This window comes from Paenibacillus sp. FSL H7-0942, from assembly GCF_045040715.1.
GTDB classification, from domain to species: domain Bacteria; phylum Bacillota; class Bacilli; order Paenibacillales; family Paenibacillaceae; genus Paenibacillus; species Paenibacillus amylolyticus.
In genome coordinates this window covers 2,860,668-2,873,646 of the sequence record NZ_CP150279.1, presented here as the reverse complement: position 1 = coordinate 2,873,646, position 12,979 = coordinate 2,860,668, and the positions used below count along the sequence as shown (strand labels likewise).

Genomic DNA, 12,979 nt, shown 5'->3' with positions numbered 1-12,979 from the left:
TTTCTTTCTCTAGGGATGGTTATATTCTAACATAACGTAAGCAGGACTTACACCGATTTTCTACAAAATTCGCCAAGGACTGAACGAACAAAAAAGCTCTGCCGCGATGGCAGAGCTTCTTTCATTCTTTAGAGATATGCAATTATACCAAGAACGCTTTGGAGATGATAACCAACAGGATGAACAGAACCAGAATGGCACCTACAGAAGTGAAACCTCCGTATCCGTAGCCTCTTGTTTCTCCACCTAATACTTCGCTCATTGACCGTACCTCCTCTGCAACAGGTATGGGTTATCTTATGCAGGAAGAACGACTTTGACAGGGCGGATGCCCTAATTATTCAGATTGCTGTTTTTTTCGTTCAGTACCGGGGAGATTGCACACGCATGATATCCAGAAAAGGTACCTTCGCTGTGAACTCTTCTTCGGTATACTCTACATGCACAAGTCGTGTACGGGAGTCCATTTTGACGATGACTCCTTGCACCTGATCTTCTTTGCCCCATACCGTCAACAGTACTTCCGAACGTTCCCGAAAAGCTTCAACCAGCTGGTTTCCCAACTCTTCGAGTTCAAACTCATCCCGTGTAGGTCTTTTTGCTACTTTTGCTTTTGCCAATGTGGCTGCCTCCTCTACTCCGACGTCCCGATTCCACGGGTTGATTGCCGAGTTCATATTCAATTAGTATACCATTCATTTACGTTCGTGTAATCTCATGGCAACCAGAATGAGCAAATTCCTCAGGCAAGTTACCGTTAACCGTGATACCTCCTATTCTTCTCTATACTCCACAATGATGCTGTACTCATTCGATCGGGTTTCGCCAGCCCGTTTTTGTCCATTCCATTCATACGTGTACCTGGCAATCAAGTCTCCTTGCAGCGTCCCCACCTTCTCAGAAGCTAACTTCGCTACATACGAGATGTTTTTTTCCGTTCCAGGCTCAATCACGCCCACATGCAGAACCCGTGGTGTGGAATACTCTGATATGCTCAATTGGAGCTCACCCGTAGCTTGACCAAGCCATCTGGCACCCTCAGGTAAAATGCTCCCAAGTTGTACACGTGCCGGCAAATTACCCGTATTCCCCACACGTACCTGAAAAGTGACGGTACCTCCCTGCTCGACCAATGTGGGTGTCACTTGAACATAAGCCTGAATTATCGGCGCTTTCAATTCGACCACAGCTTCATTGGATGTAATCATCCGCTGCACTGACCGTGAATCTGGCAATCGAAATGTATACATCAGGCTAGCATGATTCACATACCTGTAGTCATCAGGCATCGATTCATCTCGATCTGGAAGTTTCGCTTCGAACTGAATATTCAGAACCGACCGGGCTGTCAACGTCCCCAGATTAAGCCCTTTAGCCAGATTGGTTCCGGGACGTTTAACCCCATTCCAGCGCAGGCTGCCTTCGACAAATGTCACACCTGTGGGCAGTCCATCCAGGAGAGTTCCATCGACCGCATAACTGCTTGCATTGGAGACGGTAATATTATATTGGACGACATCGCCTAATGTGGCCGTTACCGGGAGCACACTTTTCACCACAGAGACCTGGGGCTGTATCACTTCCAGGGTAACCTGATTGGAGTAGACCGTCTCCTGCTGTCCTGCCGAGATATACGCCAGTACAGCTACACTTGATATTCCGTTTGCATCGCTTCCCCCAATAACCTGAACCCGATATTGTATTCTAATTGAGCTTCCGGGTAAAATCTCTCCAAGTTGTATGCCCGTATCAGGCGTTACTTGTGGCGCAAACATTTCATCTACGATGACACTCGCAGGTATAAAAACAATACCTTGTGGCAAAGAAATCGTTACTTGGGCATTCGTGGCTGCAATAAAACCCGGATTGCTAACGATGACGGTGTACATGACAATATCCCCTGAGAAGGTATAGATGTGATCCGCCTGAAAGGAGATCTCCAGCCGGGATGAGACCAGATTGACCTCCACGATATTGGATTGTTCCATACCTGTAACCGTTCTGCCTTCCGGTGTCAAAAACTCATAGTTAACCTGTGCCTGATTCAGCAGCTTCAGTGTCTCAGGTAAACGCAAGATTACAACTTGGAAGTGGTATCGCAACGTGGCTCCGGGCGCGATTTCAGCTGGAGGCAATCCTCTCTCCGGTGATGCTCCCGGTAACGGAATACCATCACGCAGTACACTGTTGGGAAGCAGTGCCGTCTCTGCAGATAGCTGATCCAATAGGTACACTAGGGCCGTAAGATTTCCGGTGTTAACAATTTCAACACGGTAGATAAGAGACTGCCCTAAGGCAGCCTCCGTGACATTGCAGACTTTTCTGACTTCAAGCCTGGGGCCGATCCACGGTGTTACAACCGTATTCGAATAGGATACCTGTTCCAGTTCAGTCGCACCAGAGCTGAATCGAACCAGGGACTGATTCTTTAGCCAGTGGGACAACGGACCGGAAGATTGGCTCATATCACCACAACCTCTACTCTGAATGTAACCGTAACGGAAGCACCCGCAGCAATCGAACCAAGCGTGATGCCTGTATTCGGATTCCCTGTTGGTCTTGGCACACCATCCACCGTAACACTTCCTGGCACAAATACTGTACCGACAGGTACCGGGTCAACCATGACCACATTATTCACCACTTCAATGCCGCTATTGGTTACTACAACCGTATAGGTGATTACATCACCGACAACAGCATCAATGGCACTTGTACTTTTGGCAACAACAACATTTGGTGCAGATACCGGGATAACCAGAACATTCGAAGATACGGTCCCCGTCAACAGACGGCCATCGGGTGGACTAAATGTATAGTTGGCCACCGCCTGGTTAACCAGTTGCTGATCCTGCGGCAACGTATCTACAGTCACCTCGAGGGTAACCGTTACAATAACCGTACCTCCGGACGGTATGGTACCCACAACGATACCCGTCTCTGGATTGGCACCTGGCTGTGGAACACCATCAATCAGAACACTGTTGGGAAGCAGTACGGCTCCATTCGGTATATTGTCCGTTAATGTCAAACTTGCATCCAGATTCCCGCTATTGTTAATGGCAAAAGAATAGGTGATGGTGTCACCAATGGTTGCATTGGAGGTGCTCCCTGTTTTGGTTACGGCAATAATCGGCTGATAGATTGGTGTTACAACCGTATTGGAATACGCTGCTCCCGAGAAAACACCCGATGTGAAACTTACGGAAGACTGACTGCTCACTTGTGGTGGTGTTGGAAGCGTATTGACCCGTACTGCATACGATACCGCTATCGATGCTCCAGGCGCTAAACTACCAAGGGCTATGCCCAGCGCCGGGTTTGCCAAGGCCCGTGGGACGCCGTCCACCAGAACACTGCCTGTAACAAATGTGGTGGCTGGGTTAATCGGATCGGTGATCACAATGTTGTTTACCGGGTCAATTCCTTCATTGGTCACAACCATTTCATACACAATCGTGTCGCCTACCACGGCATCAACTACCGAAGCCGTCTTAACTACACTCACGTTCGGAGCAGATACTTGAATGTTGAGTGCGTTGGACGTAATCGTGCCTCCAAGTGTTCTACCATCAGGTAATGTATACGAAAATGTCGCAGAAGCCTGATTGGTAATGGACTGGCTCAAAGGTAACGTCACAATCACAACGGAGAAGGTAACCAGAGTTGTTGTGGAAACGACACCAAGCGGAATACCCGAAGCTGGATCTGCACCTGGTGCAGAAGCCCCGTTAATAATAACGCTATTTGGAACAAACTCTGTTCCTGCCGGAATGGTATCCGTTAACGTGACAGATGCCCCATAGTTCCCGGCATTGGAGATGGCGATGCTGTACACAACGGTATCCCCTACCGTTGCTATCGTCTGATCTCCCGTTTTGACTGCCGACAGAATAGGTTGATAGACCGGAGTTGTAACTGTATTGGAGAATGTGGTCGCTGAGAAAACACCTGATGTAAAGCTGACAGTAGACTGATTGTTTAACACTGCACTTGCCGGGAGCGCCGTAACCTGCACACTAAATACAACGGTTACCGTAACACCAGGTGCGATGGAACCAAGTGTTATTCCCGTAGAAGGATTGGCACCAGGGCGCAGAACACCATCGACAAACACGCCGGTTGGCGCAAGAACGGTACTTGTCGGCACTGCATCCGTGAAAACCACATTGTTGACCGTTGCAATTCCGTTATTGGTTACAGCGATGCTATACGTTACGATATCACCAACTGATACCGCCGTTGAAGTTGTGGATTTGACGACATCAACATCCGGTGCCGATACGGTAATGGTCAACACATTGGATAGAACAGACTCCGTGATGTTTCGCCCATCCGGCAATGTATATGATAGAGCCACCGAAGCCTGATTCACCAGTTGTTGCGGACTTGGCAGCGTATCAACAACTACTGAAAAGGTAATGGTGGTCGTAGCTCCGGGAGCCACATTACCTGCGGGGATGCCCGTTGCTGGATTTCCTGCTGGCAGCGGTTGACCGTTCACAATAACGCTATTTGGCACAAGGATGGTTCCGGCTGGAAGGTTATCTGTCAGGTTAATCTGGGCTCCATAGTTTCCCTGATTGCTCACGGTTATCGTGTAGCTGACTGTATCCCCAACGGTAGCATTTTGTGTACTGGCTGTTTTTTGTGCTGAAAGAATAGGCTGGTACACCGGAGTGACCACGGTATTTGAAAAGGTTGTGCTTGAGAATGTACCTGAGGTAAAACTGACCGTAGAGCGATTGCTCAACTGATCACTTGGCGGGATCGCGTCGATACGGATACTGAATGTGACCGTCGCGGACGTTCCGGGCCCCAATGTACCAAGGGGTACCCCACCTGCCGGATTGGCTCCGGGTTGCGCAACCCCATTCACTGTGACACTCCCTGTAACAAAAGAGGCTCCAGCTGGAATCGGGTCTGAAAACTGAATATTGTTCACCGGTGCAATTCCGCTGTTGGTCACCAGAATGGAATAGGTCACTGTATCTCCTACCGTAGCCGCAGTGGAAGCTGTGCTTTTGACAACAGCGACGTTTGGTGACGAGACCGGGAACGTGAGTGTATTCGAAGTGGCTGAGCCAGTCAACGTCCGCCCATCTGGAGGTGTAAATGTAAAGGATGATGTAGCAAAATTGCTAAGCTGCTGTGGGGATGGAAGTGAATCCACAACAACGGCAAACGTGACAACAGCCGTCGCCCCCGCTGCTACAATGCCTACCGGAATACCTGTTCCTGGTGTTACTCCCGGCTCTGGCACACCGGATACAACCACACTGTTGGGTACAAAAGTAGTCGCAGAAGGAATGTTGTCTGTGAGAGTAACATTTGCTTCCAGATTGCCAGCATTGCTGACCGTTACCGTGTATACAACCGTATCACCTACAGTTGCATTTACGGTATTTGCTGTTTTGACAAGTGAAATCTGCGGTTGTATGACCGGAGTCTGAGTGGTATTGGACGATGATGACCCTGAAAATGAACCGGATGTGAAGCTGACCGTCGACTGATTGTTAATCTGCGAAGGAATCGGCATGGTAATCGTCACCTCAAAAGTTACGGTAACCTCGGCTCCTGGAGCCAACGTACCGATTGGAATGCCGGCGGTCGGATTGGAGAGCGGGAACGAAGTCCCGTTCACAATGACACTTCCGGGTACAAATGGGGTATTCGAAGGAAGAGGATTGACATATACCACATTATTAACGGCTACTGTGCCGTTATTACGAATAACAGATGTGTATCGAATGACATCTCCGACTACGCCGTACTCTACATTGTCACTGTTGACAATCGTAACATTGGGCAGAGACACTGGAATAGTGATGGTGTTTGATGACGAGAGACCGGCAATCGTTCTCCCACTTGGGAGTGTGTAGGCAAATGAAGCAACCGCCTGATTAATTAACTGCCTTGCATCTGGCAAACTGGTAACCGTTGCAACAAAGGTGACCGTTGCACCTGAGCCCGCAGCAATCTCTCCTAGACTGATACCCGACTCCGGGCTGACTCCAGGTGTAGGTACGCCATTAATAATGACACTATTTGTGCTGAATACTGCTCCTGCTGGAATGGGATCTGTCAAGGTAACCGTTGCAGCTATGTTACCTGTATTGTTAATTTGGATGGTGTAATTAAACGTATCGCCTACAGTCAAACTTGTTGTACTTGCTGACTTCACCACTTGGATCACTGGCAGAAATATGGGGGTATTTACTGATATAGAAGAAGAAACACCGTTAAAACTGCCTGATGTAAATGCTGCATTGGCCTGGTTACTAACCAAACCCGTAGATGGAACGGAATTCACTCGGGTCTGATAGGTCACAGTTACACTGCTTGAGCTATTCAATGAACCCACTGCGATTCCCGCAACGGGGCTTGCGCTGGGAACAGCAGATCCATTAATCGTGACACTACCCGGGACAAATTCAGAGCCGGATGGTGCATCCGAAATCACCAGATTTTGTACTGTACTAATTCCTGCGTTTGTTGCAACAACGGTATACGTAAGCACATCTCCAACTGTCGCATCTGGTGTGTTTACTGTTTTACTAAGAGAAATATTGGGAGCCGATGCAGATATACGAACGATATTGGATAAGCTACTGCCTGAGAGATTCCTTCCACTTGGAAGCTGGTACGTATAACTTGCTGTCCCTTGATTCTCCAGTGTCGGGGGATTCGGGAGTGTGGTGAGTGTAGCGCGAAACACCACCGTAGCCGCAACTCCCGGCAGGAGGCTGCCCAGTGTTATTCCGGTTAATGGGCTTGTTCCAGGACGTGCAGTACCATTCACAGTTACCGAATTCGGGACAAACGTCAGCCCCGCTGGAATCGTATCCGTCACATTCACTTGAGTCGCTATATTCCCACTGTTCGTGACCACAAGTGTGTATGCAATCTGATCCCCCAGTGTCGCATTGGTTTGGCTTGCCGACTTGTTGATACCAACAACAGCTTGGTATACAGGGGTTGTAATGGAATTGGAGTTGGAAATGCCCGTGAACGAACCAGAGCTATAGGACACTACCGCTCGATTGACTAACGAACCTGAAGCAGGCAAAGACTGCACATTCACCTGAAACGTCACCGTCGCAGAACTTCCGGCCGCCAATGTCCCAATGGAGATACCACTGCTCGGATTCGCAGACGGTACAACAGTTCCCCTTACGGTTGCACTGCCGGGAACAAAAGTTATTCCAGCAGGGAGCGCATCTGTAAGTACCACATTGTTAATCACCTGAATACCGCTGTTGGTAGTAACTACGGTGTACGTGAAGGTCTCCCCGACAGCAACATCGGTGACTGATGCTGATTTTACCGTGGTCACATTGGGCAATGTTACCGGAATCGTTAAGGTATTCGAGGCGATGTTTCCCGTGATCGTCCGACCATCAGGTGAATTGAAGGAATAAGAAGCTGTCGCCTGATCCACAAGAGTCGGCGGTGTTGGCAAGCTTGTTACAAGTACCTGAAAAGTCACGGTATTGGCACTTCCTGCCGCGAGGCTCCCCAGATTAACGCCAGTAACCGGATTGGCGCCAGCAATCACATTTCCATTCAGACGAAAGCTGCCTGCTACATATGAGCTACCACTTGGAATGTTATCCCTCAATGTAACGTTGGCAGCAACATTCCCTCCGTTGTTCACTTGCAGTGTATAGGTTACCAGGTCACCCACCGTGGCATTGGTGGTACTCGCCGATTTCACAATGGACAGGTTTGGCGAATAAACCGTAAGGGTGGAGTTGTTGGACGGAATAACTCCGGTAATGACCGGCCCCCCTGCTACACTTTGAAATGTAAAGGCTGCATTGGCCGAATTCACCAGTTGCAGGATGCTTGCATCCTGACCGATGAGTGCTCGATAGGTTACAACAACACTGCTGGATAAAGTTAACGAACCCAGCGGGATGCCTGCCGTCACATCAAGTGTTGGACGGGATACACCTGCAACCGTGACACTACCTGGAATAAAGGTAAGACCTGCAGGAAGTGAATCGGATAAAACAACACTGGCCGCACTCGCAGTGCCTGCATTGGTAACGGTAACCGAATATAGAATACTATCCCCGGCAACTGCACCGGCGGCGACCGTTGCCTTAGCCAATGTGATCTTGGGTGCATTAATATCAACTTGAATTGCATTGGCGTTGACAATGTAGGCATCCCCCGAGGTCGTTAATGTCAACACCGCAGATGACTGGTTATTAATCAGTCTTGCTGAAACATCCACATTGGTAATATCCCAGCCTTGACGTCCACCGATAATATTCGTACCTGGAGCTCCGTTGATCTGATTTCGTGTTCCAAACGTTCCTGTTGTATTAAGCGCTCCGGTATCTCCGTTAATCTGAGAGGCAAAAAAGTTCGCAGCTAGATTATTGGGCCCAGACAAAGCAACCGATGTAGCTGAGGTCGGCCCGAATAATGCCTGGTCACCGGTCCGGTTCGCGTCGCCCTCCTGTGCACTGAACAGTATTCTTCCTCCCAATACACCGGAAAGGGGCGTTGCAAATCCAGTCAGTGTGGTAACAACAGGTGGTGAAGTGGATTGAACGAGTACGCCCCCTGCACGCAAAGACATGTTGCGAAAAGGCAGATTGGGATTCTGATAAATGACTCCAAGTGTCCACCCCGCATGATTGGCCGTGGAATCATTTGTAATAACAATAGTCCCTACCACTGCTCCGGTGATATATGTACCTGCTCCCCCATTTTGTACAAGTGTGGTCACATTAGCGGAACGTACATAGCCAGCAGCACCGCCCCCCAGATCGAATTGATTGTAGGTAAGTGGATCAGGGGTAACACTGGAAGTCCCTGCGGGTGTAATAAACGTAACCGGATTGTTGATGGCAGCACTCAGGTTGACTGTACCATTAATGTAACTTCCGCCCCAGATCAATTCTGCATACAGAACGGTACTTCCAGCAGGTAGTGTAAGAATGGCTGCTGAACTGTTGCTCTGATACAGGCTTGTCGTTCCCAGTGGATAGGTGCCGTATTGGAGGCTGGTGTTGGTTGTGATAAAACCTCCAATACTATCCTGTGTTCCGGGTACTCCCGCTGTTTCCGAACGACTCAGTCCAAGCGTATTTCCTGTAAATGTAATTGCTCCCGTAGCATTAACGGTTGAACGAACGACAAGAGGAATGAAGATCACCTCCCCTTCATCAATGATTTCCTACATATGGAACGGAGCCATGTATATAGTCTATGAGTGTATTGTTGAGTTTTGTTTGTCCTCCATAAAAAGTTTGTGACAACTCGAAACTTCTGTGAGTCTTGTTCTCTCATAACAGTTAAATACATTTGCGTTTTGTTCATTGTGATTTATAATTATCATATACGAGAGTAATTCTGTCGTACCATTATGATGCAGTCAGCGGTGATATATGAAAGGTTTCCATACGCACAATAGTCACATTCCAACAGAGTACGAGTTCAAACATTCCAAATGGATTCAAAAAATGCTTCATGCCTACTGGGTTGTTACGATTGCACATTTCGCCATTCAGATTGGCTGTTTCCTGTTTCTGGAGTACGATCGCACACCTACAGATTTCTTGATGAATGTCCTCTTCTGGCCTACGGCCGTCAGTAGTTCATGCATTTTGTTCGCAAGCTGGGTTGATCGGCGCTTCAGTTCATATTCCTTTTACACCATGTCTATAGCCAGCACGGTTATCGCGTGGACGATTATTCATGTCAATTATGACATTCGGATTATATTAGCAATCTGTCTGTTGCCCATCTTTGCTTCGGTGCTGTTCTTCAGTAAAAAAAGAGTCTGGATTGTCTTTCTGATGCAGATGACTGGTTACTTTCTGGTTTTGTTCGATCCGGCCTACCGGTTGTACCTGTCTTCATTTGACATGGTATCCATTCCTGCTTTTCTAATCCTAGGTACATATGTAGCACAGGTTATCGTAACCAGCGGCGTTGAGGTGCTCGATGATCTTCAGGCCAGCATGCTTGCCAAGCAGGACCTTATTGTGCGAAATGCCATTATGACCAAACAGTCCAAAACAGACGGTTTAACCAACCTTTATAATCAAAGTTCATTCAAGGATTATTATGAAAAAGCATTTGAGTATGCCAACAGTGGCATGAGTCTGCATCTGGCCCTGATCGATATTGATGACTTCAAATCCATTAATGATACGTATGGTCATCGGGTTGGAGACATTATTCTGGAGAAAGTGTCCCTGATCATTCAGGAAACCATTACCTCAAGTGATATTGCAGCACGGTACGGGGGCGAAGAGTTCGCCTTATTGATGTTTGAGCAATCTTTCAAGCAGGCTTATGCCTTGGTGGAACAGATTCGTCAGAAGATTGCCCTGATGGGCCATCTGGAACTTGAAGGAGCTTCCATCACGGTGAGTATCGGTCTCAAAAGCTACAGCCCTAATCTAACCAAAGACAAATTGTTCGAGGAAGTGGATGCCTGTCTGTATGCCGCCAAACGAACAGGTAAAAATAAAACCGTAACATCACTTGATCTGACTTCATCCTTGGCAGAGAAAATATAAATAAAAAAGTTGTGCTGTACACCGGAATTCCGGTTTGTACAACACAACTTTTTTTGGGTCTGAATATGATCAGCAGGCCGATCTTTTTCATACATCTATGTTCTCATTCCGCCCATTCCCAGCGATGACGATTTTGCTCCAGCATCGGATGCAGGTATTCGGACGATCCATCAATGATGAGACGCAGCTCTTTGATCCAATCCTTGAAGGAATCAAATGAAGCAAACATATTCGCCATCTCTATCGTCAAATACAGAAAGTGAGGGGCTGGATATTCCGCAGTGATATGGCGCAGCGCGCTATCCACAGGTGTATATTTCTTTCTCTTGCCCTCAAGCCCCTCCACACGTATACGCGAAGTTGGATGTTCCCGCCGCCAATCATGCAGGCGGTCTTCTCTTTTGTAATATGCCTGTATCGAATCCTTGCTCATTCGTTTAAACGTGCTCTCGTGTAAAGGATACAACACAAGCTGTATGAATGAACGGGTATCTACCGTTGCAGCGGCGCGCTCGAGTTGCTCATCCGTCACATGTTCAAACGAGTCATAAAAAGTCAGTGTGCCTTTGCGGCTGGCCGCCGGTGGCTCATAACCATAAGGTACAGATGTATATTTTCCAGACATTTCACCCCTCCTTGTTTATACGCACATTCGCACAAAGGTGATTGGGATAACCCAGCTCATGTTATTATACGCTAACGATCTTGCTTCAACTCGGAATAAAATGTCATTCTGTTCTTGCCTGCACGTTTGGACTCATACAAAGCTTCGTCCGCCATCCGAATAATCTCACTTGGGTTGTCGCTGTTGGTTGGATATTCGGCACCTCCGATGCTACATCCAATTCGAATTCGCTCGTATTCGATAATAAACGGCTTGTTCAAGCTTTGAATGATGGCTTCTGCATAAGCCATGGCTTCTTCCCTCGGATGACTTCCAACAGACTGAAGTACAATCAGGAATTCATCTCCGCCCAATCGGACTGTTATCCCCTTCACCTGACCAAGAGCAGACAGTCGCTGGGCCACTTTCTGTAACAGTACATCTCCAGTCTGATGTCCAAGTGTATCGTTGACCCGTTTGAATCCATCGAGATCCAGATAGAGAAAAGTCAGCGTGTGATTTTCACTTTCGGTCTCCAGAGACTCCTCCAGATACACTTCTAGGGCAGTGCGATTTGGCAGTCTAGTCAACTGATCAAAATGCGCCAGATTCTGCATCACGACCAGCTCTGAGTTTTTATTCATAAGAGAGGTCAGCATATCCCGAAGTGAACGGGACAACACTTCAATCTCCTTAATCCCCTTAATCGCAGGAATCTCAAGCTCTTCCCCTGCACGCAGTCGATTGGCTACTCTGGTAAGACGCACAAGCGGGGCAGAGATCAGACGTGAGACAACCCAGCCAATCAGTGCAAACAGCACGGTAACGGCGAGTCCAGACCACACATTAAACCACATTAGGTCAAACACAGACGCAAAAGCAGATGACTTGACTTGACGAATGACTACGGTCCAGCCTAATCCGGGAAAATCCAGATGACCCTGGCTGTAGGCAAACCCTGTCACATATTCATTACCGTCAGGCCACTTTTCAATGGACCAACTGCTCTTGTTGAGCTGGGCCTCTTCAATGCCAGGCAATACTAACGGTTTACCGATCCATTCCTTCGGCCCGAGCAGCACTGTATGTTCCTTTTTGCTAACGATAAAAAATTCAATGTCCTTTTCTTCCCTTTTTAATGGGGCAAGTACGGATTCCTCAACTTCCTTCGCCCATTCCCAGCTTAAATGTGCAGCGAGCACACCTTGAATCATTCCTTTGCTATCCTTCAGCGGAAAACTGATATCGACAAATTGCAACGGCTCTCCCGTTGGATTCGGAAGCAGCTTGGCAAGAAGTACTGCATTATGCACATCTCCAATGAATTTACCCTTGATTCCCTCCTGATACACAGGTCGCTCTGATAAATTTTCCCCAAGCAAGATACCATCCGTAGCAGCTAACACTTTTCCCTTCGGGTCCATGAATCCAACCCATGAGAATGAGGGAAAGCTATCTTGTAACTGATCCAGCAGCATCTGAATCTCATCAGGTTGGAATTCATCTTCCAACGAAGCCATTCGGCCCAGCAGGTCCAGTTCACCCGCGCGAGCCGACATGAATCGATCCAGCTTGTCCGAAGCCTGTGAGGCCGTGCCGGTAAGCGAGTGACCAATCTCAGTCTCTACAGCAACAAATGACTTTTGGCTAAAAATAGACCCAATCGTCAGGGTAACCAGCAAGGATAACACAGCAAAGATGACTGTAAGCACAGTTCTAATTTTGAATGACATTACTTCCTCCATTACACGGTGAAACCATCTTGCTTCTCAACATAACTATGCTGTAAAGAGTACACGGAATGTCACCTCGGACGTGTCTCAAAACTCGC

Annotated in this window: 7 protein-coding genes; 1 reads left to right on the top strand and 6 read right to left on the bottom strand. The window is 47.9% G+C overall.

All coding sequences use genetic code 11. The features are described from left to right. Window positions 1-142: 142 nt before the first annotated feature. The 4 genes from MHI48_RS13070 to MHI48_RS13055 all read right to left on the bottom strand — a co-directional run bounded on the left by MHI48_RS13070 (window position 143) and on the right by MHI48_RS13055 (window position 9,172). Window positions 143-262, bottom strand: coding sequence for a hypothetical protein (locus tag MHI48_RS13070; protein ID WP_017688846.1), 120 nt, complete (start codon window positions 260-262; stop codon window positions 143-145). A gap of 100 nt (window positions 263-362) precedes the next feature. Next, the gene (locus tag MHI48_RS13065) at window positions 363-620 is read right to left on the bottom strand and encodes a YolD-like family protein (RefSeq protein ID WP_036608707.1); all 258 of its coding nucleotides are present in this window, start codon (window positions 618-620) and stop codon (window positions 363-365) included. A gap of 153 nt (window positions 621-773) precedes the next feature. Further along, window positions 774-2,465 (bottom strand): DUF11 domain-containing protein, encoded by a 1,692-nt coding sequence (locus tag MHI48_RS13060; RefSeq protein WP_051449716.1) that lies wholly within the window; start codon window positions 2,463-2,465, stop codon window positions 774-776. After that, window positions 2,462-9,172: a DUF11 domain-containing protein gene (locus MHI48_RS13055; RefSeq protein ID WP_051449715.1), complete on the bottom strand. Its 6,711-nt coding sequence runs from the start codon at window positions 9,170-9,172 to the stop codon at window positions 2,462-2,464. Before MHI48_RS13055 ends, MHI48_RS13060 begins: the two co-directional genes overlap by 4 nt. Before the next feature lie 232 nt (window positions 9,173-9,404). Between MHI48_RS13055 and MHI48_RS13050 the strand changes: the two genes are divergently transcribed. Next, window positions 9,405-10,544 carry a GGDEF domain-containing protein gene (locus MHI48_RS13050; protein WP_047842681.1) on the top strand — a complete coding sequence of 380 codons (1,140 nt, stop codon included), beginning with the start codon at window positions 9,405-9,407 and terminating at the stop codon, window positions 10,542-10,544. Between the two features lie 103 nt (window positions 10,545-10,647). Here MHI48_RS13050 and MHI48_RS13045 read toward each other — a convergent pair whose 3' ends face one another. After that, window positions 10,648-11,169, bottom strand: coding sequence for a hypothetical protein (locus MHI48_RS13045; protein ID WP_036608711.1), 522 nt, complete (start codon window positions 11,167-11,169; stop codon window positions 10,648-10,650). A 71-nt stretch (window positions 11,170-11,240) separates the two neighbouring features. After that, window positions 11,241-12,881 carry a diguanylate cyclase domain-containing protein gene (locus MHI48_RS13040; RefSeq protein ID WP_036608713.1) on the bottom strand — a complete coding sequence of 547 codons (1,641 nt, stop codon included), beginning with the start codon at window positions 12,879-12,881 and terminating at the stop codon, window positions 11,241-11,243. Window positions 12,882-12,979 lie beyond the last annotated feature (98 nt).